The sequence below is a fragment of the Microvenator marinus genome (assembly GCF_007993755.1).
GTDB classification, from domain to species: domain Bacteria; phylum Myxococcota_A; class Bradymonadia; order Bradymonadales; family Bradymonadaceae; genus Allomicrovenator; species Allomicrovenator marinus.
In genome coordinates, this window is the sequence record NZ_CP042467.1 from 4,026,968 (window position 1) to 4,046,678 (window position 19,711).

Genomic DNA, 19,711 nt, shown 5'->3' on the forward strand with positions numbered 1-19,711 from the left:
GCACTTAGCGACGAGGAGATTTAGCCAAGGCCAATATATCTCGAATGGTCTTAGAATCCACGACTTCTTTCTCGAGCAGAGTGTTGACCAGACCCTGGAGCACTAGCCGCAAATCCGCATCATCCGGAATCGCAATGGACTTCAGGTCCGTCTTCTTATCGTCGGATTTTCGTTCGGTCTTCGGGTCTTCGCCTTCGCCTTCGCGAACATCGGTTTCCTTCTCGGCGTCTTTTTCGATCTCAGACTTCAAGATTTGGCGTCCCAACTCACCGTAGTCTGTATCGGAACGCTTCTTTCCCTCGTCTCGCTTGAGTCGGTCCGTATGAGCTGTCTTGGCCTTGGGTGCGCGCAGCGCTGCGCGGCCAGCGGCGCTCTCATCCAAATGCGCCACACCAATGCCCACCGTGGTCTTGCCGGTCTTCTCCAGCACGTTCGACTCCGATAACTCATCGAACGATTTGCGCTCCGTGGGCTCGCCAACATCCTCGTCGTCCTCGGCGGGCGGGTCCGCGAAGAGGTTCATGGCGTCAGCCGCGCTCACGATCTGAGATTTACCGGCGCGCCGCTGCGTGACGGCGTCCACCTTATTGGTCGGTGTGTTGGTAATCGCGTCATCCACCTCCCACTCGTCCAGAGGGTCTTCCTTGCCTTGCGATGTCGCTGGCACCATCTCGATCATATCGATCGACGGAATACCGTCCTCATCATCTTCACCGACTTCAAAAACGCCGCTCGCCGGCCTATCCCTCATGTCTTGCGAGATGACCGCGCTATCCTCCACGGAAACCTCCGCCGCAGAGTCAAAGAACTCCTCCCAGCCCGCATTATCAATGGCCTCGAGGGCGAGTTCCCCGATATCCGAGAACGGGTCGTTCGGGTCCACCGCATTGATCTCAGCGACCGGCATCTCGGGGATGGGGATCTCAGCATCGGCACTTCGCCGGCGCGTGTAGACCTTGATCAGCGCGGCTTCGAGCTCCGTTGGCCCCACTAAAACGGGCCGGATATCAATGCCGGTATGCGTGGAAACTTCGTCCATCGCAAGCACGTCGATAGGGTCGATCATGCCCAGAACCAGGCGTTTCTCGCCACCTTCCTTCTCGATGCTCAACGGAATGACGCGATTTCGATTCGCCATCGAGGCCGGCACCATATCTAGAACCTCGGGTTCGATCGAAATTCGCTCAAGCCGTACCGTTGGGACGTTGAGAATCTTCCCGGCCAGCCGCACCAAATCTCGCTCTTCGACGACTTGACGGTCCAAAAGGGTGTAGTAGAGATTGCGCTCCGAGCTCCGATGGTGAGCCACCTCCATCAGCACGTCGCGGTCGACGAGCCCCGCCTCCAAAATGCCTTGAGCGAGTTCTGAATCGTCGATCATTCGACCGCATCCTTGTAGACCCTAGAGTCGGCGCTCTATGCTGCCTGGCGGCGGGTCCAGAGTGAAAAGGTGTTCTGGGAGTTCAACGTTAAGCTGAGTTTCGTTCACGTCCATCGAGAAGTCAAGGTCACGAGACGGCCAAACAAACCGGCGATACTCAGGAAGCGAGACCCCTCCAAAATTCTTCCAATCATCGGTCGTGTACTGATAGGCCACCGCGCCACTCGCGTCCCGCTCCTCGGCCTCGATCACCGCAAAATCAGTGTGCCGGACCCAGATGCTCATCGAGCCGCCCTCGGAAAGATTCACCGAGTACTTGTAGTGCCCTCGAGAGCGATCCCAGCTCAGCTCGGCCGGGCCAGTGCCGGAGTCGAGCCTATCCCATGGCGCCCCGCCCAACATTACCCGCGCCACGTCAGCCGCCGAGAGATCAACTGGAAGTAGTTTACCGATATTCTGACGCGTGGATGGCCCTGAGAAATACTCGTTCGTATCGCGTCGGTGCATCGCGAAATCGGTGCCGTCGGAGACGAGCAGGCTAACGATTTCCTCACTGCCGGGCATACGCGTTTGCACCCGCAAATACGTGGGCTTCGAGACCAAGATAAGCTGCCGGACTTTGAGCCGCTCGCCGTCTCCAAAATAGTCAAAAACCACGTCCTTAAATCGCGCCGAATCCACCGACTCAAGCCGAGTATCCACGCCACCTCGGAGCAACTCAGGGTCCTCGATGGCATTGTCTGGAGGGGGAATGTTCTGGCCACACGAAAGCGCGAGGCTTGCAAGAATCACGAGCAAAATGTGCATCGAAGTCGCCTTATCGGTTCGGGGTACTGGCGGCGCCATAGAACGAAATTCCAAACTGGTGAATCAGCGTGCTGGCACCAGTTTGCGAGTCGATCGCAATCAACTCACCGTCTTCCGTCAATCCATAAACATCGCCCCATGCGGCCGTCAGACCCCATATTCCTCGATGGTTCGTCGCGCCCACAAGGTCACCACTACCATCACTACCCTCGACGAGCACCAACGTATCCGTATTCAACGTCCTCGAAGAAGTCATGTACAACACGCCTTGTTTTGTGATGACCGTATCCCCGCTTGAGTTGTAATTGCCAGAGCCTACCGCCGTGGCGCTCCCGTTGGTCAAGTCTACCGTGTAGAGCGTGTTTCCTCCGGTCACATAAGCCGTCCCATCTTCGTCAATGGCCATGCCATTCGCTGTGCCGAGGTTAACGCCCAATTCGTTCGGGAACGCCGTCCACATGCTGGACTGCGGGTCGTAAGTGTAGAGTTGGCTCGACGTCAGGCCGTAGAGCGTGCCGTCGGGATGTGTATCGATATCAAAGAGCCCAGGCACACTGCCGAGCTCTTGCGTCGTGAACTTGAACGGGTCGATGCGATACAACTTGGTGTTCGAGTGGGCGTAGAACGAACAATCGATGCCGTCGTTGATCTCGTCATTGCAGTCGTTGTCGATGCGGTCGCAAAGCTCGGTCGCACTGGGGCTACGGCTCCGGTTGGTGTCATCACAATCATCACCACCGCACTCTATGGCGTAATGACCATCGCCGTCCAAATCCGTCAAACACGTCAGACCGTCAGGCAAGTCGGGACCACTGTCTTCTTCGGGCATATCTGATTGAGACATATCCGGCTCGGGATTCTCCCCCATATCGACTTCGTCCGAGACGTCTTCGCCCATATCGTCAGTGTTATTCATGAGCGTGCGCGCGGGCTCGCAGGCGTCTAAGATCGGATTATAGCGCTCGTCTAGACCACACTCAGGCCCGGCACCAGCCTCATCCGACCCACACCCCAACATTTGAAAGGTTAAAAGTACGACTACGAACCACACGGATTTTCTGGACACTAATACTCCTAACACCCGTCACAGGTTCTCTTGGGACTTCATCTTCTCGAGTTCTTGGCGCAACGCACCCACTTCCTTGACCAGTTGTTGTACTGTCTCCTCATTCTTTTTCAACAAGGATTCAGCCTGCACCTTCGCTTCCTCGGCCCGCCTGCGATACTCTTCGAGCTCTTGCTCAAGCGCTCGATAGCTACGTTTCAAGCTCTTGAACTCATTCTTAAACTCGATTGGGTGTCTTCCATCTATGGTCATATCCATCATCGCCTCCTGAACTCTCTCTTTGGTGAGATTATCTAAATTTACTCGTTCTATCAAAGCATTTGCCCGGTCAAACTCTTGTTTCCGCTCGGGCACTCTGGTCGACATCCTCAACCAGTCATATCGTTCGTCCTCCGGAAGTCTCGTGGTCGAGACCAAGAAGATGCACGCGAGATCTAGTGGCTTTCTAACCCAGATTCCAGGCGTATCCGTACTCTCAAAGAAGTCAGGATAGCTCAGTAGTTTCTCGGGCTTTCTATGAGAAAGGATAACCATAGATGGCGACCTTTCTTCTCCACGGTGCTTCAAAGCCGTGCTTTCAAACACCTTCGAAGCATGCGCAATCTTCTCCTGGCAGGACATGAAGTCGGCGGTACTCACAGAGTTCGAAAAATGCTCAACCAGAATCTTTCGATGTACTAAATGAGGTGCCAAATCCGCCCAAATCTCCAGCGGCTTGTTGAGGTATAACGTAGCGTCCACTACCAAATACTGCCTAAAAACATGGTGCCGATTGACACGACCACAAAACGGTAGTGCCACCTCCAAACACCATCTTTCATGTCGATTATGAATTTTCCGTTCATCATCCATTTTCTCCTCCTCAAAAAATAAGGCCCACAAACCTATTTTCGGACGATTTGGAGAAGTGTTGCGAAATTAGTTCATTTTTTTTGGATGGGTACTCGGCTTGACATCTTCCAGCGTGGGGTTTCTGATGCGTCCTCTCTAACTTAAGAGGTGCGCGAATGAGCCTGAGCGGTAAGACGATCTTTATTACGGGTGCAAGCCGAGGCATCGGACTGGCGATCGCCACCCGAGCCGCACAAGACGGTGCCAACATCGTCATCGCAGCTAAAACCGTGGAGCCCCACCCAAAGCTCGACGGCACCATCTACACCGCCGCAAAAGACGTCGAGCAGGCCGGAGGCCAAGCGCTCCCAGTGCAGGTAGACATCCGATACGAAGAACAGATTCAGGCCGCTGTGGATGCGGCCGTCGCCAAATTCGGTGGCATCGACATCTGTATCAACAACGCGAGCGCCATCGACCTCCGCGGCACGCTCCAGGTGGACATGAAGCGCTACGACCTGATGCATTCCATCAATACTCGTGGCACCTTCCTGACCACCAAAATCTGTCTTCCGCACCTGCTTAAGGCCCAAAACCCGCACGTCCTCAACATCTCTCCGCCGCTCAATATGGAGCCCCGTTGGTTCGGCCCTCACGTGGCCTACACCATGGCAAAATACGGAATGAGCATGTGCGTTTTAGGAATGGCAGAGGAGTTCAACGGCAGAGTCGGCGTCAACGCACTATGGCCCAAGACCGTGATCGCCACGGCTGCCGTACAAAACCTACTCGGGGGCGACGAGGTCATCAAAGCCAGCCGTACCCCAGAAATCATGGCGGATGCCGCATACCAAATCCTCACTCGCCCACAAGCCGAGTGTAATGGTAACTTTTTTGTAGACGAAGATGTGCTAAGGCAATCAGGTGTGGCCGACTTCGAGAAGTATCTCGTGACGCCAGGCACCGAGCCTTTACCAGACTTTTTTCTTTGAGGTTGACGATGAGGCGAGCATTTTTAGTTGGATTGATTGGAGCCGTTGCCATCGGCGGTTGTAAGAAGGACGAGCCCGAGACAAATAACTCGGCAACCAAAACCCCTGAGGTCCAGAAGGAAGCCCCGGCTCCTGAAGTCCAGGAACCCGCATTTATCGGTGAAGAGCTCAGCAACAAGTCCGCGGAAGAACGCGTGAAAATGCTGACTTCAGGCGATGCGACTCAGTTCCGAGAGTCCGCGCTCTACCAGGTCATGACTAGAGCCTCGCTCGTCCAAGACGAAGCCATGGAGCGCGCTGTCCTAGTCCACGGAGGCAACGCCCAAAAGCCCAATACCAAGCCTCTCTATATCGGGTATATGGGCGCACAAAATCTCATCTTCTTCTCCCTGAGAGAAGAACTTAGCATCCCCAATGTTTGCGGTGCTGAGTGCCGCGTCCCGTTCTACAACACGCTCCTCAAGCCTTTCTCCACTGAAGACGTCTTCAAGGGCGACGGTGCTCTCGATCCAAAGGCGCTCAAGAACACCATCGATGCACTCTACGTCAAGCCTGACGCGAGCTTGCTCGGTGTCCAAGCCAAAGACGTCTATCCGGTGGTGCGTCCAATCGTCTACGAATGGGTCATGACTCACAAGGCCATCCGCACGCTTGGCAAAGACGAAGTGCTCGCAGAGTTCGAAGCTGAGAAGGCCAAGGGAGAGAGCCTGGTGCCGTTCTACAAAGACTTCGCCACCAAGAAGAACCTTGGCATGTTGGCCGGTCTCGATTCCAACCGCTCGCACTTCGCGCTCGCTGGATTCTGGATGAGGCGACTCGCCGACGGCTCCGAGCCGGTGCTCGATGCGGCCCTCAAAATCATGCTCAAAGATTACGACCAAGAACTTCTCGACGATTCCATGAAGAAGTGATGCGAAAGGCAGATATCTTCCTCGTCCCGGGATTCTTCGGGTTCGCAAATGTGGGCGGAATCACCTACTTCCACCACGTGCGTGAATGTCTCGAACGCCACCTCAATCAAGAGGGCATTCAGGCGAATATTCACGCAGTGGCCACCTTGCCTACATCGAGTATCGAGCGGCGTGCCGCCAAACTCCTCGAGGCCGTCCAGGCCAATGATTCCGGTGGCGAGCTGCATATCGTCGGCCACTCAACCGGTGGCGTGGATGCAAGGCTTTTGGTTTCACCTGCGGACTTGCCAGGCGTGGACCTTGATGCGCGCGAGTCCACCCTGGAGCGCGTAAAATCAGTGGTTTCCGTGTGTTCGCCCCATCGCGGCACACCGATGGCCAATTTCTTCGACTCCGTCTCCGGCCATCACCTCCTCTATCTGATGAGCCTCACCACCATCTACACCATGCAATTTGGCAAATTGCCACTTGGTGCCTTGATTGCTCTGGGGGGCATCCTCACAAAACTCGACGACGTGGTGGGCTTTGATAACACCATCATCGACCAGATCTACGACGGCCTCCTCGACGATTTTGACGCCGAAAAACAGGCCAAAATCCGCGGGTTCCTAAAGCTCATCTTAGACGACAGAACCCTGATCTCAGACCTGCGCCCAGAGAATATGGCCGCCTTTAACGACCGGGTTCTGAATCGTTTTGAGACCCGTTATGGCTGCGTCATCATGGCCGCGCCCAAGCCCGGCTTAAGCTCGCTCAGACACGTCGGCTGGCATCCCTACGCCCTCGCAACCCACGCCCTCTACACCGCCATGTACACGCTCGCGAGCCGCGGATTTGATGACGTTCGGCTCCCAGAAGACCACGACTACGCCATGGAAGCCGCCTACGGCACGCGGCCCACGCCTCGCTTCACAGACGGCGTAGTGCCAACTCTCTCGCATCCGTGGGGCGAAGTCATCTACGTAGGGCAGGGCGACCACCTGGACGTTTGCGGGCATTTTGACGCGGTTGAACACCATCCGCCACATATCGACTGGCTAAAGTCGAGCTCGGAGTTTACCCGTGTGGAGTTCGAGGACCTCTGGACCCGTGTTGCGGCTTTCATCGCGGATTCCGGTCGCGCTGGTACCGGCTTCGCCTGATGAAACTCAGAGCCCGCATCTCCCTCGTCCTATTGCTCTTGACCCCGCTCGCCAGCGCCGAACCCAAACCAAAGCCCGCTGAGATTCGAATCGTGTTCCTCGGTGACATCATTCCTCACGCCAAGGTGCAACGCCGGGTCTTTGCGGATGACGTCAGAATCCACGCGGACATCAAACCGCATCTTGACGCCGCCGATTTCGTAGTGGCGAATCTCGAAACACCAGTGGCTCAAGGCCTGGCAATCGACGGCAAAATCCGTCAGGATCCCGCTCATTTTGACGGCGAGGTGTATACGGATTTCCCAAGATTCAACGCACACCCAAAGCTGCTCGCGGAACTAAAATTACTCGGAATCGACCTCCTCGGCGTAGCCAATAACCACGCCCTCGATCGCGGCGAACTCGGCCTTGAAATGACCCTGGATGCCATAAAGAAGGCCGGCATGTATCATGCCGGACACACAGCGCATAGCCCCCTACACATCCAGAAAATCAACGGTGCCAACTTCGCCTTTTACGCCTGTGTTTTCCGCAATCTATACCCATCTAGACCGGAGCCACGCGGCATTGAAATCTGTACCGACCTCGGCCTGCAGCGCGCCTCAAAGGCCGCCAAGACGCATGATGCCGCCTTGATCGTGTTTCCCCATTGGGGCGCCGAGAACACCGAGAAGCCCACCTACGAGCAACGGAAATTTGCCAAGAAAGCGCTGGAGGTCGCCACCGCAGTGGTGGGACATCATCCACACGTCGTGCAACCGTCCGAAACAAAAGACGGCAGGCACCTGACCTATTCGCTCGGAAACTTCATCAGCAACCAGCAGCGCTCCGCTCAGAAAAATGGTCTGGTATTGACCCTCCTCTTTGCGCCCGATCCTAATGGTCCGCCAGGTCTCTTGCGCGCCTCTTATCAGGGAACTCGCGCAACGCCTGGGCTGTGATGTTCTCGGCCAATGGAAATGTCGCCTCACCCGCATGAACAACCGTGAGGTGCCTGAGCTGCAGGTCGTCAATCGCAATATGCATTGACTTCGATGTAGACGGGCTGTCTGAGCGTTTGAATTCATAGCCCAAACGCTCTTCTCCGCGCACCAAAAGAAGGTCCAACTCGGCACCGGCATGGGTGGCCCAAAAGTAGGCCTGATGCCTCGGAAATGCCCGCAATACCTCCATCAAAGCAAACCCCTCCCAAGATGCACCGAGCTTGGGGTGGCGTTGCAATCCAACCCAGGTGTCGATACCCATGAGTGAATGGAAAATCCCCGAATCTGTCATATAGAGCTTCGGTGACTTCACCTGTCGTTTCGAGATATTTTCGAACCAGGGTTGAAGCAAACGAACCATGAAGGTCGATTCAAGGATGTCGATGTAGCTACGAACCGTGTTATCGGCAAGCCCCAACGAGCGGCCTAACTCCGAATAGTTCAGCGTCTGGCCGTGATAGTGCGCCAGCATCGCCCAGAAACGGCTGATGGTCGCCGAGGATTGCGTAAAGCCCAACTGCGGAAGGTCGCGCTGAACAAAAGTCTGAATGAACTGTTCTCGCCACTCCGCACTGGCGTCATCATCCGAGGCCAATGTTGAACGTGGGAATCCACCGCGCAGCCAAAGATCCTCCAAGCGAGACTCGCCAACTTCTGCCAGAGAAAATCCCCGGAGCTGATGGAACGCGATTCGGCCAGCCAGAGACTCAGACCCATCCTGAATCAGGGCCGGTGAGGCGCTGCCCAGAACCAAGAATCGCGCGTTGCTAGACGTGCGATCAGCGAGCACCCGAAGCAAAGGAAACAAGTCGGGCTTGAGTTGAATCTCGTCAATGATTACGAGACCCTCGAGTGGACGAAGAGCGAGGCTTGGTTCCGCCAGCCGAGCCATATCGCGCGGGTCCTCCAAGTCAAAATGATGCCATTGGGTTTGCAGTTCAGCGATTTGAAGCGCGAGAGTCGTTTTCCCAACTTGCCGTGGCCCAATCAACGCGACAACTGGGAACTGCTCCAGCAACTGTTTCACCCGCAAGAATTCTTGATGGCGGTTGATATGCGCAGTCATTCTTGAAAACTCGAAGTGAGGCTTCGATATTTCTAGGTTAATCCCGAAAAAGCGTCAAGTTCCTTGAAAAATCGATCTATGACATCGAAATTTCTAGGATGATTTGGGCCTGTGGCGGCGACACGGTTGTAGACCCAAACGACGAGATGGATGCGAGCTCCAATAATGCTGGTGATATGGGTGCCACGGACTTGGTCGATGGTGAACATCACGGACGACAAACAAGGTTTCTCGCTCCCTGTCGTGCCCGTCGAGAACTATTTCTACGAGGTGTCGCTCGATACGAACAACGACGGGAACGGCGACTCAGATATCGACCCAAGCTGGGTGATCGACTTTGGCGATCTGACCGTGAGCAATCGCTGGGGTGAGGAGTTCCTCCACCTGGATGTCCGCGGCCGAAATTGCGACGATGAGGGGGCCAACACAATCTCGTCGTTGCACGACCGACGATTCTACGCAGGCGGGGATTTCCCCGACGAAATGTGGGGACGCGGCGCCTGCAGCCCGGCCGGGAACAAGCATGCAAAAACGCCTGCCGTGACGTGCAACACGGTGCCCAACCTGACAGAGGCCTGGAGCGATTACCCGTACTCAAGCTGGGTAGCCGAGTTCGACGCGCGCTGCGCGGATTGCGGAGAAAACGGTGCCTGCGCGGGTCGCTACCTGGGCGGAGGTTCCCCAGTGTTGGAGGCGTACCAATGTGTCTGTAAACCGGGCTGGGGCGGTGCGGCTTGCAACACGCCGGTCAGCGAATGACCCCGTATCACTTTCCGCCAACATATCTGAAAACAGAAGCCAACCAGACCAAGCCGTAACGAACCGGAGCATCCGTTCCGTCTGCCATGCGGTTCACCGCCTCCCAATCCTCCTCCAAATTACCAAGAGTCAAATCAGTGGGTTCAGCGTACGCATTGTACCGTTGAATGTTTGGCACGTCCCAATAGAGAGGCCATTCAACCTCTATTTCTTCGTTCCCAATTTCACTCTCGAGAGCTTCAAACAAAGAGAGAGACAGAGTTCTCAATTCTTCGATCGTAACCTTCATTTCAGACTCCTATCTGGCTGCGCGATCGCAGTTTGTCCCGCAACATATCGATTTCGCGGCTTGATAGCCCAATCAATTCCGCATGGAGGTCTGCAAGACAATGAAATCCAGCGTGATCTGAGTAGGCGGCGTAGACATCTCCAGGCGAGGTATCAGACACGATGACATCGATCGATTGAGTACAATCTTCACCGCCACACCAAGCAATCTCAGCCCCGCGTGCGGTGAACCACCTTAAGGAGTGCTCGACATTCTTCAGCCACCGTGTCGAATCTACACGCTCAAACCTAACTTCAATCGCGAGATTCGCATTGTTAGCGCCTTCCCAATACCTGGGAAGAATCTCTACCAATCCGTCCGACCAGATCTCTCGGAAGGTCCCGATTTCATCGACTATTGAGACGTCGAAACCCTCCACCCAATACCCATAAAAGATGAGTCCAAAGACTTCCTCGAACGGATTCCCTGCTTCACCGCTAAATCTCCACATGATGTATAGGCCATCAATCGTCTTCATGGCTGTATTCTACAAACTCGGCATGCTTCCAAATTATCTTCTTTGCCTCAGTTGCCGCCGCAACGACCAGCATCCATTTCTAGATTCACCATGTCTTCCTATTCTGATCTAAGCCTAGGGCTGCGCATCATTTCAATTGGTATCTCAAGTGACTTAAACTCGTCTCGCCAGGTATCCGATAGGTTTTGGGCCAGCTCACTTATGGCTATTGCATCGACCTCACGATTGCAGGCGAAAACGACATCGAGGCGAGTCGAAACCCAATCTCTTTCGTCGTTTGGATCAAACGTGGGGTCGAGTTCCTCCCCAACCAAGAGTTCTTTGGAAACGCCGACAATTATGTCCAGCACCATTTCGAACGCCAAAGGTTCTCTGGTCAGGAAGGCCTCGGGTTGGAACCAAGACAGCACATGTTGCTTTCCTGCGTAGCCTCCCCAGCCAAATGTGCGAATCAAGTCGATCAGGGCATCTGGATTGGCTCCGAATTGGTTGACCAACGGCGCCGCCTTGAAAACCTCCTCGTAGAATCTCGCAAGGCTTGTGGTTTCTCTGCCGTCTATCAGCGGTTTGAGCGCCACCTTTGGAAACTGCGTTCCCACAAAATCCTCAAGCTGATGAAGACTCCTAACGTCGTACAAGATGTGAATCCAGGGTGCTTCCAATCCGCCTACCTCCGCCTTTTTACGTCCACGTGGACATGCATCGCAAACATACTCATCATCTTGAAGACCTAGGCGTGCCCTTAATCTTCTGTGCAACCGAGCAACTTTCCGACAAGATCGACGTAGTGGAAAAGATCAACTCCAAAAACATCATACTCGACGAGAATCCCAAAGTAACTTTGGACACCTCTAAGATGGGCGTCCAGCGATACCTTCAGCGAGAGTCCAAGTACATGACGCTCAAACTTGGAGGGCTAGAACTTCAATCTCTTGCGGCGAAAATTCTACTATCAGAGGCACGTCAGACGAGGGAAGCTCTTGGTTCTCCTTGCCAGTTGCCAACGACAAGAGTTTTGATGCTAAGGCCCATCTTCCTCGAAGCCAATGGACACGGTACGGCGTCCGAACTCACGCGTAGGACTGGACCAGCCGCCAAACTTCTTAAGCAGGTCATCGACATCGGTCGGACAAACTGGGAAGAGTTGAGGGTTGGAGATTTCGTAGTCGAAGTGCATTTTTACGAATGCCAATCCAGCGCTGCAAAGCCGGATGTCTTCGGGCGAAAGGAGAGTCATCAGGTGCCTTCGTCTGGAGCATCGGCACTACGTGCTTCCTTCACAACCAGCCAAGTTTGCAACCAGGACCCGATTGCAAAGTTCAAAAACACACGGCACACATAGAGAAAGTGCAAGACCAACATGAAAGCCTTCTCGACTCGCCGTGCGTACGCTCTGGTTTGACATCAGTGTCAACATATACATGTCTGAGCTCGACATCGTGATGGGCACCAACCCACAACTTGTTGACGTGTGAGCAGCGAGTTTACTGGATAGGGTGAGAAACACCTCAGGGGTCGCGCTCTCCGGGCGAGCGCCCGTGGTCATTAAGAACTCATAGCGCGTTCCTGAGTCGGCGAGGCTCAGGCTTAAATACCGAGCCCATAGTTCTATCACCTTCCACAACGACCATTCCAAAACTACTCGCACATTCGACCTTGGTTCTGACATCCAAAACCGACGAACGCTCCGAAGCATATCTTCATCATCCAAATGGCTCACCATTGGTCGATCTCTGCTTCGACGATTTTGGCTACTATTTCTGACATGGATTTGCGACTTTCTTCCGACCGTTTACGCAGTTTGGAATATCGTTCATGATCCAACGATAGGCTGATTTGTTTTTTGCGCGTTGGTGATTCGAACTCCAGCCAAAGCGCATGAATGGCTCCACTATCGAAGAAGTCGATCACAATGCCTTTTTCTGTCGTGATTGTGTTTTCACCATCAATTGAAAAGCCTAAGGCCTTGGCGCGCAATCCTTCTATCACCTCCGTCATCGTTATTCCTGATTGGAAGAACCACAAGTCAATGCGGGGGAATTCCATGTGAAAGTGGTCAACGTAAATCAGTTTGGTTTTGCCCTCTTGAGAAAAGTGAAACTCCACGGGCCCGTAGCGCCAGAGTAAATTTGAGTTCTTACCCACACCCTGGTCGTCGGGGGGGCCCAAAATCGCTCGTACTTTCTCACGGTGAGGAACTGATCCCAAAACCGAGAACTCGCCCAAAGTTAAGAACTCCTCCAAGTTGAGCGTCATTGTCATTTCTTCCCATCCTTCAGTGCCTTGCTCGACTCCAACTCTCGCCAGGATTCAAGCGACAAGAGTTCGATGCTCCGATGTTTTTCGTAGAAATTAGCCGGCATATCGCCCCAATCACGACACATAACCTCGTTTCCTTCGGTCACTCCACAAAAATGAAAGTTTCCGGCCGAGAGCTCTCTGACTTTCACATCGTAGCGATCCCCGTCCATGTTTTCGTGCGAATAGCACTCCACGCGATCCCCGAAATTCAGGCAAGCCTTCCCCCCGCACGAGTATTCTACCACGCTCTTTTTGACCACCCTCGGATACACCCCATATGCGTCGTTTAGTCTCATGGCTTCTTCAGGCGGTAGAGCAAACCAACACGTCACATCCGATGGTGACCCCACCTTTCGCGCACAGACGTAGAGTTCATCCTGACAAGGAGCCTCGAAACCTTCGAACTCCAAAAAGAGCCCCTCGTAGTCATTGGCGTAGATGGATAGCGGCTCACAGCTTACTCCGGTGGACGTTGAGCCACACAAGCTATGGTTACTAACCGATATGTCCAAGTAGTGACCTGAAAAGCGTCGAAGCTCTTCACGCGATAACCCAGACGATAGACCCCAGCGGTGGCCCCAACATTCTGGCTTTCCAGCCGCGTCCATCCAGCACATCAGATTCCAGCTTGAGGACACCTGACTTGTTCCGAACTCAGGTGGTTGAAGAATGATTTCCGCGGCTTCCAATGATCCGAACGAGGGATCTCCAAAGCACTCGCCGTTCTCCAGACAAATCGTCGCAGGCCCGACAGCTCGAGTTCTCACCTCAGGGCGATGGAACACAATCGGCGCATCCGGCATTGATTTCCCATCCCAAGACGCGGGATATCGACCCGCGAAACACGTGGTTCCGCCCCCTTGATTGACGCAGGTGATGATGCCAGATGTCATCAGCTCAATTGGCGTTGTTTTCTTCGCTTCACTGCATCCAACCGCCGTCATGAGCAACGGGAAAACTGCCCATTTCTTGATGTGATTCCAAAGCATCTCCATTCGTCGTCATTCCTGCTCAGAAGCTTCTATCCAAGGGCCATGAGATTTATCTTGCACTGTTGGAAACGAGATTTTTGACCGGGGTCGATGCACCTCCTTCCACGACTCAAGGGATAAGAATTCGAGCTGACGATTCTCTCGCACCGTCGTTTGGATCTTGTCGTTGAGATACCGACACAGGAGCTCGCCGTTTGTCGTGATTCCACAGAAGTGATTGGTGCCGACGGCCAATGAGTGGACCTCAACGTCAAATCTTGAAACGTCACCATGCTTCGAACGGCACTCAACCCGTTTTCCGAAGTTGAAACACGCTAACTCGCCGGCGCCGTACTCCTTTACCCGCTCAAGGGTGATCTGAGGGCCCTCTTCAAATCTACATCGCACCTCTCCAGGCTCATTGATCTTGCGTGCACAAAGCAAGGTTTCCGACATCTGTGGCCGCTCAAAACCCTCCCACCGCAGAGACCCCGGGCCTTCATTCTGAGTGTCCGCCAAGAGTGATTCGCACTGGGTAGCTCCGTCCACCGAACCGCAAATGGTCTGGCTGTACATGACGATATCTTTGTATTTTTGTTTGGGGGCTCGGACTCCTTCAGCCTCACCGCGACACTCGACTTCGCCCGATGTATCTCGCCAGCAAACAATGTTGATGTCAGCGGCCAATTCCGTCACCGTGCGCATATCGATCTGCTGAAGCACCGCCTCGGCCGCGGCCAATGAACCCATTCGAGCGTCCCCATAACACGTGCCGTCCTCGAGACAGATTTGGTAGGGAGCAACCATCGCGACCGTCTTGTCTGGCCGATGAAACGAGATGGGAACACCAGGTAGGCCGGCGCCGTCCCAGAGCTCGGGCTGAAGACCTCCAAAGCAAGTCGAAGAGTCACCAATATTCACGCAAGTCACGACACCCTTAACCTTGAGCTCGAGAGCTTGATTCAACTGGCGTTGCTCACAACCCTGGCAGGCCGCAGCAAAAGAGCCCAAAGCTATTACCGCAAGATTGATACAAAGGAGGTGCATCCCAGTTCTTGTGTTCTTTCGTTTCACTTTCCCCTCTCGTTGCTCGACTCCAACAACTCTCGCCAAGATTCGAGCGACAAGAGCTCAATGCTCCGATGTTTTTCGTAAAAACTGGCCGGCCTATCTCCCCAATCACGACACACGACCTCGTTTTCTTCCGTCACTCCGCAAAAATGAAAGTTTCCGGCCGAGAGTTCTCTGACTTTCACATCATAGAGCTCCCCGTCCATATTTTCGTGCGAATAGCACTCCACGCGATCCCCGAAATTCAGGCAAGCCTTCCCACCACAAGTGTATTCTACCACGCCCTTTTTGACGACTCGGGGATAGAATCCGTATGGGTCGTTTCTTCTCATAGCCTCTTCGGGCGGGAGGGCAAACCAACACGTCACATCCGAAGGTGCCCCCACCTTTCGCGCACAGACGTAGAGTTCGCCCTGACAAGGAGACTCGAAACCTTCAAACTCTAAAAAGAGCCCATCGTGGTCATTGGCGTAGATGGATAACGGCTCGCAGCTTACTCCGGTGGAAGTTGAGCCACACAAGCTATGGTTACTAACCGACATGTCCGAGTAGCGACCTGAAAAGCGTCGAAGCTCTTCGCGCGATAACCCCGACGTTAGACCCCAGCGGTGGCCCCAACATTCTGGCTTTCCAGCCGCGTCCAACCAGCACATGAGGTTCAAGCTTGTGGACAAGTTGCTCCCAAACTCCGGTGGTTGAAGAATGATTTCAGCAGCCTCCAGTGTCCCGATCCAGGGGTCTCCAAAGCACTCTCCATCCTCCAGACAGATGGCCCAAGGGCCAACAACGCGAGTTCTTGCATCAGGGCGATGGAACACAATGGGCGCGTCAGGCATCGATCTCCCGTCCCAAGACGTGGGATATCGACCCGCGAAACACGTGGTTCCGCCCCGTTGATTGACGCAGGTGATGATGCCAGATGTCATCAGCTCCAAACCAGTATCCGTTGTTTTCTTCGTTTCACTGCATCCAACCACCGTCCCCAGCAACAGCAATGCAGCCCATGGCTTCTTTCGTTTCATGGAACTCATATAGTGGTTACTTTTTGTTTGAGTCAGAAGCCTATGAATTGTTCCCACTAGGGCTTGAAAAAAAATGATCGCACAACTGAAAGACCTCTCGTCGTACGAGATTGACGAAGACCTCGCAAGCTACACTCCGGAGGTCTTTGACAATTTCGAACTCACCATTCTGGCTTCAATTGGTGTGAACGGGACGGAAGGGGCTGACCTCTTTCAGTTCGAGATTTGTACCCCAAAATCTCTATCTGACCGATGCGAAGGCGGAGAGGTTGTGGCAGGGCGAGGCAAGCTCATTGTAGGTCACTACGACTACGCGGCGATTCGGCAGTACTTGGACCGGATCTGCTCCCAGTGTTCTGGCGATGATTGGCCGGAAATTGTGGAGAAGTTGAGCCGTTACGGATTGTGGGAGTTTGAAGGATACGAGAGATTCGCCTAAGTCTGCTTGTCCAACGACTCATCTGCCCTATGGAACCGAGACGGGCCGTCGGGCAGTACATGTTCTAGAAACTTCGTGGCCATCACTCCGAACTCAGCAAAGTTCTTCTGTGCTTCTTCTAGCGAAAGGTGGTTGGGACCTGGTATGTCGTCGAAGACAATCTCGTGGTTTTCCCAAAAGCAAACACTCTCTGCGGTGATCTCCACAAACGCGACGTCGCTGAAGGGCAAGATTTCGAAGCCCGAACTCAATAAGACTGCCATCTTTCAATCCCTCGTCAACTGGACTTCGACTTAACCAGGTCTTGGCTGAAGGCAACCATAAATTCTGTGCGATCCTCCTTCGTTAGAAGGAGATAGTCAGACAGGTTCCACTGGAGGAAATCATTGATTTCACATGGGAGCGCTGGATCAAGGGGCAAGTTGTGGCACACATTCAGTTCGAGCGCCGCATCCTCCAAGAAGTCCGCCTCAATCAATGCTTCAACTCTATCCAACTCCAAACTCATCGTCCTGGGGAAACGCGAAGGCCTAGCCATGACGCGAAGATCATTCAAACACTCTTGAATTTCCGGCGGAAGAGCACCTCGACTCAATGCATTTCGAAGTATACAGAGAAGGATTTGTCCATCTTTATAGGTTAAAACATCACTCATCGCTAACCTTCCAACTCATGTGTCAAATGCAGCGAAATATCTAATCTCGCCAGTTTGCACCAGATCTTCGATACAGCGTTCAACCACGTCTTGCGACAACTGTTCGACCACAATCATTTGAGCAGCCCAAAGATATCCAACACCGTTTGGCGCAGATTCACGAATTAGCCGAGTCACATTCGCGAGGGTAAAGAAACTAGGGAAAAACCGCTCCCCCGTTTCGAGAGCAACCTCAACATCAATGTTGTCGTCGTGCTGGTCTTGAATGGGATGCATGTACTTAATCGAATATCTACTCACCGAATACCTTCTGTCTTTTTGGAGGTGGCAACCATTACTAGCTTCTACGCTCTTCTCGCTGCACCTACGATTCATTGGGACTGAAATTCATCCAACATTCTCAAAATGCTTGGTCGATATCGACCAAGCAGGAACCGGTCTGCGTAGGCTGAATCGTGATCGACTTCACGATCATTGAGGTCGAGAAACGTGGCTTGCCAAACACCTGTGGGAGGAATCGAAAGGTGCGGAATCCAGAGACTCCTCAAATCGCGATATCCACCGAGCTCGACCTCTGTATCAACACCAGCCTCTAGATCGACAATGGTCTGCGCCAGGGCGCTTACACAAAGAGCCAATTCAAACACGGGCTCATAAGCCTCATCATCTTCGAGATTCCATGTGTCTTCGAGTGGCGGGTCAAAACCGCGTAAGCCGGCACGGAGTGCAATTACACGATCTGCAACCTCTTCAGAAATCGTTTCGCGTGAATCGACTCGAGACCAAGTATCCACGAGCAGGGTGCGCAAGAATTCTACAGCGATATCTGAGTGGTACTCGAAGAGCAGGCAGAGCATCCATTCGAGGCAAGGGCACTCCACATAGAAATCATTTGGCGGTGAGTGACTATTGGCGGAGACCCCATAGGGGTTCCAGTTCGCACTTGGAGCCATAAGCTTCCAAAACTGAGAGCGTACTTCTGCTATTCATCATGAAAGTCCAAACGCGCTACGCCCTGACTCCGCAGGGTTCTTTCCAGAGCTTCCAAGTCGCGCAACTCACCACCAACATACTTCAAGCTGTAGTGCGCATCGGGTGATGGCCAGGGTTCATCATAGCTATATCCCTCAAGCATATCGAGCACGCCGTCCTTGATGTAGAGCAAGAAACCGACCTCGGTGCGTGTTTTTGGAAACTCGCAAACTACATCGCCGAACGTGACATCAAGCCCTCCGATCCGTGGCAAATGGTCAGGTACCGAAAGGCTAGTAAAGAAGCCGACTCCGGTATGCTCGCGGTCATTTACGATACACTCGACAAGTTGCTCTCGTAGGTTGACGAAGAACGGAAGGTCGCCCTCAAGCAACTTCTGCAATATCGCGTTCTCAAATCTCGATAGTGAGTTTTGCATACTCAATACTTCTCAGTGGATAGTTGGAGCCCAAAGCTCACGGCATGACAGCACGCATTCCGTGGTAGCGGGTTCAAGAGACTCAGTCTTTTGACCTTGGTTCGGCGAGCAAATCGCGCCAGGACTCAAGGGAAATGAACTCCAAACTGCGATGTTTCGAAAAGTAGTCCTTACCCTTGTCATTAAGCGTTCTACACAAGACTTGGTTGGCTTTTGTAACTCCGCAGAAATGAAACGTTCCCACCGAGATCTGTACTAGCTCAACCTCGAACTTTTTGACTCGGGAAGAATCATGAGAATAGCACTCGACGCGGTCTCCAAAGTTCAGACACGCCTCACCGCCACACGAGTACTCTAGGACACCACTGCGTTTGATATCAGGTTTGCCATCAAACCAACACGTTACCTCGGTCACGTTGTCTCTTCGGCGTGCGCACACATAGTATTCGTCTAGGCACGGTTTTTCATAGCCCTCAAACTCTCGAAACAACTCGGGAGATTCGTTGGCATGGACGGAGAGTGGTTCGCACTTGACACCTGAGCGGGTCGTGCCACAAATCTCCAACGAGTTGAGCTCTATGTCTTCGTACTCAGTAGCTATATCTCGAATGTCCGCTCCAGACATGTTTCTGAAGTAACTCCAGTTCTCTCCCACACAATCTGGGTGTTTGTCTGGCCCCAACCAACACAAGAGGTTGATGTGCGCCGAGACGTGGTCGCCTCGAAAATTTGGTGGCTTTAGAACGGTCTCAGCGGCCTCCAAAGACCCCAGTGTTGCATCACCGAAGCACCTACCATCATCAAGGCAAACCCATTGTGGTCCTACAACGCGAGCGGTGGCTTTGGGCCGATGAAAAACGATAGGTACGTCAGGCAAGCTCGTCCCATCCCATAGCTTCGGATATTTTCCAGCAAAGCACGTTGTACTGTCCGCACGATTGACACACGTGATGTTCGCCGCTGTTCGCAACTCGATGGGAGTTGCATCGTTTGAGCCGTTGCCGCTACATCCACAGACGATAGCAAACAACAGGCTATGAAACCCGTTTTGATTCACCATTCCCTCCGGTCAATTCGACGTCGCTAATACTACCTTC

At 53.5% G+C, this 19,711-nt stretch carries 24 protein-coding genes; 6 read left to right on the forward strand and 18 right to left on the reverse strand.

Going from position 1 to position 19,711, the window contains the following annotated elements; genetic code table 11:
• Nucleotides 1-4: 4 nt before the first annotated feature.
• From FRD01_RS16615 to FRD01_RS16630, 4 genes are read right to left on the reverse strand one after another with little or no spacing between them, the layout of a single operon-like run.
• Nucleotides 5-1,381 (reverse strand): GspE/PulE/PilB domain-containing protein, encoded by a 1,377-nt coding sequence (locus tag FRD01_RS16615; protein WP_146961613.1) that lies wholly within the window; start codon nt 1,379-1,381, stop codon nt 5-7.
• Between the two features lie 21 nt (nt 1,382-1,402).
• Nucleotides 1,403-2,188 carry a hypothetical protein gene (locus tag FRD01_RS16620; protein ID WP_146961615.1) on the reverse strand — a complete coding sequence of 262 codons (786 nt, stop codon included), beginning with the start codon at nt 2,186-2,188 and terminating at the stop codon, nt 1,403-1,405.
• Between the two features lie 10 nt (nt 2,189-2,198).
• Nucleotides 2,199-3,254, reverse strand: a complete 1,056-nt coding sequence (locus FRD01_RS16625; RefSeq protein WP_146961617.1) for a MopE-related protein — start codon at nt 3,252-3,254, stop codon at nt 2,199-2,201.
• Nucleotides 3,255-3,272: 18 nt separating this feature from the next.
• Nucleotides 3,273-3,995: a hypothetical protein gene (locus FRD01_RS16630; protein WP_146961618.1), complete on the reverse strand. Its 723-nt coding sequence runs from the start codon at nt 3,993-3,995 to the stop codon at nt 3,273-3,275.
• Nucleotides 3,996-4,261: 266 nt separating this feature from the next.
• On the opposite strand from FRD01_RS16630, the gene FRD01_RS16635 reads away from it, so the two are divergent.
• From FRD01_RS16635 to FRD01_RS16650, 4 genes are read left to right on the forward strand one after another with little or no spacing between them, the layout of a single operon-like run.
• Entirely contained in the window at nt 4,262-5,077 is an 816-nt protein-coding gene (locus FRD01_RS16635) for an SDR family oxidoreductase (RefSeq protein ID WP_146961619.1), read from the forward strand.
• An 8-nt stretch (nt 5,078-5,085) separates the two neighbouring features.
• Nucleotides 5,086-5,988, forward strand: a complete 903-nt coding sequence (locus tag FRD01_RS16640; RefSeq protein ID WP_146961621.1) for a hypothetical protein — start codon at nt 5,086-5,088, stop codon at nt 5,986-5,988.
• Complete coding sequence (locus FRD01_RS16645; RefSeq protein ID WP_146961623.1) at nt 5,988-7,130, forward strand: esterase/lipase family protein; 1,143 nt, start codon at nt 5,988-5,990, stop codon at nt 7,128-7,130. The genes FRD01_RS16640 and FRD01_RS16645 overlap by 1 nt, the downstream gene beginning before the upstream one ends.
• A complete protein-coding gene (locus FRD01_RS16650) occupies nt 7,130-8,071 on the forward strand; it encodes a CapA family protein (RefSeq protein ID WP_146961625.1) in 942 nt (313 codons plus the stop codon). The genes FRD01_RS16645 and FRD01_RS16650 overlap by 1 nt, the downstream gene beginning before the upstream one ends.
• Here the strand turns inward: FRD01_RS16650 and FRD01_RS16655 are convergent.
• Nucleotides 8,007-9,179, reverse strand: coding sequence for an ATP-binding protein (locus tag FRD01_RS16655; protein ID WP_146961626.1), 1,173 nt, complete (start codon nt 9,177-9,179; stop codon nt 8,007-8,009). The two genes, FRD01_RS16650 and FRD01_RS16655, sit on opposite strands and share 65 nt — an antisense overlap.
• 198 nt (nt 9,180-9,377) lie before the next feature.
• On the opposite strand from FRD01_RS16655, the gene FRD01_RS16660 reads away from it, so the two are divergent.
• Nucleotides 9,378-9,938, forward strand: a complete 561-nt coding sequence (locus tag FRD01_RS16660) for a hypothetical protein (RefSeq protein ID WP_146961628.1) — start codon at nt 9,378-9,380, stop codon at nt 9,936-9,938.
• A 7-nt stretch (nt 9,939-9,945) separates the two neighbouring features.
• Here FRD01_RS16660 and FRD01_RS16665 read toward each other — a convergent pair whose 3' ends face one another.
• The 8 genes from FRD01_RS16665 to FRD01_RS16700 form a co-directional block, all read right to left on the reverse strand.
• Nucleotides 9,946-10,227 carry a hypothetical protein gene (locus FRD01_RS16665; RefSeq protein ID WP_146961630.1) on the reverse strand — a complete coding sequence of 94 codons (282 nt, stop codon included), beginning with the start codon at nt 10,225-10,227 and terminating at the stop codon, nt 9,946-9,948.
• A 1-nt stretch (nt 10,228) separates the two neighbouring features.
• Complete coding sequence (locus FRD01_RS16670; RefSeq protein ID WP_146961631.1) at nt 10,229-10,744, reverse strand: hypothetical protein; 516 nt, start codon at nt 10,742-10,744, stop codon at nt 10,229-10,231.
• A gap of 98 nt (nt 10,745-10,842) precedes the next feature.
• Nucleotides 10,843-11,382, reverse strand: a complete 540-nt coding sequence (locus FRD01_RS16675) for a barstar family protein (protein ID WP_249755690.1) — start codon at nt 11,380-11,382, stop codon at nt 10,843-10,845.
• Nucleotides 11,383-11,765: 383 nt separating this feature from the next.
• Complete coding sequence (locus FRD01_RS16680; RefSeq protein WP_146961635.1) at nt 11,766-11,981, reverse strand: hypothetical protein; 216 nt, start codon at nt 11,979-11,981, stop codon at nt 11,766-11,768.
• A gap of 479 nt (nt 11,982-12,460) precedes the next feature.
• Entirely contained in the window at nt 12,461-13,006 is a 546-nt protein-coding gene (locus tag FRD01_RS16685; RefSeq protein ID WP_146961636.1) for a hypothetical protein, read from the reverse strand.
• Nucleotides 13,003-14,040, reverse strand: a complete 1,038-nt coding sequence (locus FRD01_RS16690; RefSeq protein WP_146961638.1) for an RCC1-like domain-containing protein — start codon at nt 14,038-14,040, stop codon at nt 13,003-13,005. The genes FRD01_RS16685 and FRD01_RS16690 overlap by 4 nt, the downstream gene beginning before the upstream one ends.
• Before the next feature lie 6 nt (nt 14,041-14,046).
• Nucleotides 14,047-15,063 carry a hypothetical protein gene (locus tag FRD01_RS16695; protein ID WP_146961640.1) on the reverse strand — a complete coding sequence of 339 codons (1,017 nt, stop codon included), beginning with the start codon at nt 15,061-15,063 and terminating at the stop codon, nt 14,047-14,049.
• 23 nt (nt 15,064-15,086) lie between these two features.
• Complete coding sequence (locus tag FRD01_RS16700) at nt 15,087-16,109, reverse strand: RCC1-like domain-containing protein (protein WP_146961642.1); 1,023 nt, start codon at nt 16,107-16,109, stop codon at nt 15,087-15,089.
• 73 nt (nt 16,110-16,182) lie between these two features.
• Here FRD01_RS16700 and FRD01_RS16705 point away from each other — a divergent pair, with 73 nt between their 5' ends.
• Nucleotides 16,183-16,548, forward strand: coding sequence for an immunity 8 family protein (locus tag FRD01_RS16705; protein ID WP_146961643.1), 366 nt, complete (start codon nt 16,183-16,185; stop codon nt 16,546-16,548).
• On the opposite strand, the gene FRD01_RS16710 is transcribed toward FRD01_RS16705, so the two are convergent.
• From FRD01_RS16710 to FRD01_RS16730, 5 genes are all read right to left on the reverse strand, one after another.
• Nucleotides 16,545-16,811: a CPCC family cysteine-rich protein gene (locus tag FRD01_RS16710; protein ID WP_146961645.1), complete on the reverse strand. Its 267-nt coding sequence runs from the start codon at nt 16,809-16,811 to the stop codon at nt 16,545-16,547. The genes FRD01_RS16705 and FRD01_RS16710 overlap by 4 nt on opposite strands.
• A gap of 407 nt (nt 16,812-17,218) precedes the next feature.
• Complete coding sequence (locus FRD01_RS16715; protein ID WP_146961647.1) at nt 17,219-17,503, reverse strand: hypothetical protein; 285 nt, start codon at nt 17,501-17,503, stop codon at nt 17,219-17,221.
• 71 nt (nt 17,504-17,574) lie between these two features.
• Nucleotides 17,575-18,156, reverse strand: coding sequence for a hypothetical protein (locus tag FRD01_RS16720; RefSeq protein WP_146961649.1), 582 nt, complete (start codon nt 18,154-18,156; stop codon nt 17,575-17,577).
• Between the two features lie 29 nt (nt 18,157-18,185).
• Nucleotides 18,186-18,614 (reverse strand): hypothetical protein, encoded by a 429-nt coding sequence (locus tag FRD01_RS16725; RefSeq protein WP_146961650.1) that lies wholly within the window; start codon nt 18,612-18,614, stop codon nt 18,186-18,188.
• Between the two features lie 82 nt (nt 18,615-18,696).
• The gene (locus tag FRD01_RS16730; RefSeq protein ID WP_146961652.1) at nt 18,697-19,674 is read right to left on the reverse strand and encodes a hypothetical protein; all 978 of its coding nucleotides are present in this window, start codon (nt 19,672-19,674) and stop codon (nt 18,697-18,699) included.
• Nucleotides 19,675-19,711 lie beyond the last annotated feature (37 nt).

What these genes read in the sequence shown, in the direction of transcription:
- FRD01_RS16615 (WP_146961613.1), bottom strand. Translation starts at nt 1,381, where the DNA reads ATGATCGACGATTCAGAACTCGCTCAAGGCATTTTGGAGGCGGGGCTC.
- FRD01_RS16620 (WP_146961615.1), bottom strand. Translation starts at nt 2,188, where the DNA reads ATGCACATTTTGCTCGTGATTCTTGCAAGCCTCGCGCTTTCGTGTGGC.
- FRD01_RS16635 (WP_146961619.1), top strand. Translation starts at nt 4,262, where the DNA reads ATGAGCCTGAGCGGTAAGACGATCTTTATTACGGGTGCAAGCCGAGGC.
- FRD01_RS16640 (WP_146961621.1), top strand. Translation starts at nt 5,086, where the DNA reads ATGAGGCGAGCATTTTTAGTTGGATTGATTGGAGCCGTTGCCATCGGC.
- FRD01_RS16645 (WP_146961623.1), top strand. Translation starts at nt 5,988, where the DNA reads ATGCGAAAGGCAGATATCTTCCTCGTCCCGGGATTCTTCGGGTTCGCA.
- FRD01_RS16650 (WP_146961625.1), top strand. Translation starts at nt 7,130, where the DNA reads ATGAAACTCAGAGCCCGCATCTCCCTCGTCCTATTGCTCTTGACCCCG.
- FRD01_RS16655 (WP_146961626.1), bottom strand. Translation starts at nt 9,179, where the DNA reads ATGACTGCGCATATCAACCGCCATCAAGAATTCTTGCGGGTGAAACAG.
- FRD01_RS16660 (WP_146961628.1), top strand. Translation starts at nt 9,378, where the DNA reads ATGGTGAACATCACGGACGACAAACAAGGTTTCTCGCTCCCTGTCGTG.
- FRD01_RS16665 (WP_146961630.1), bottom strand. Translation starts at nt 10,227, where the DNA reads ATGAAGGTTACGATCGAAGAATTGAGAACTCTGTCTCTCTCTTTGTTT.
- FRD01_RS16670 (WP_146961631.1), bottom strand. Translation starts at nt 10,744, where the DNA reads ATGAAGACGATTGATGGCCTATACATCATGTGGAGATTTAGCGGTGAA.
- FRD01_RS16680 (WP_146961635.1), bottom strand. Translation starts at nt 11,981, where the DNA reads ATGACTCTCCTTTCGCCCGAAGACATCCGGCTTTGCAGCGCTGGATTG.
- FRD01_RS16685 (WP_146961636.1), bottom strand. Translation starts at nt 13,006, where the DNA reads ATGACAATGACGCTCAACTTGGAGGAGTTCTTAACTTTGGGCGAGTTC.
- FRD01_RS16690 (WP_146961638.1), bottom strand. Translation starts at nt 14,040, where the DNA reads ATGGAGATGCTTTGGAATCACATCAAGAAATGGGCAGTTTTCCCGTTG.
- FRD01_RS16695 (WP_146961640.1), bottom strand. Translation starts at nt 15,063, where the DNA reads ATGCACCTCCTTTGTATCAATCTTGCGGTAATAGCTTTGGGCTCTTTT.
- FRD01_RS16700 (WP_146961642.1), bottom strand. Translation starts at nt 16,109, where the DNA reads ATGAAACGAAAGAAGCCATGGGCTGCATTGCTGTTGCTGGGGACGGTG.
- FRD01_RS16705 (WP_146961643.1), top strand. Translation starts at nt 16,183, where the DNA reads ATGATCGCACAACTGAAAGACCTCTCGTCGTACGAGATTGACGAAGAC.
- FRD01_RS16710 (WP_146961645.1), bottom strand. Translation starts at nt 16,811, where the DNA reads ATGGCAGTCTTATTGAGTTCGGGCTTCGAAATCTTGCCCTTCAGCGAC.
- FRD01_RS16720 (WP_146961649.1), bottom strand. Translation starts at nt 18,156, where the DNA reads ATGGCTCCAAGTGCGAACTGGAACCCCTATGGGGTCTCCGCCAATAGT.
- FRD01_RS16725 (WP_146961650.1), bottom strand. Translation starts at nt 18,614, where the DNA reads ATGCAAAACTCACTATCGAGATTTGAGAACGCGATATTGCAGAAGTTG.
- FRD01_RS16730 (WP_146961652.1), bottom strand. Translation starts at nt 19,674, where the DNA reads ATGGTGAATCAAAACGGGTTTCATAGCCTGTTGTTTGCTATCGTCTGT.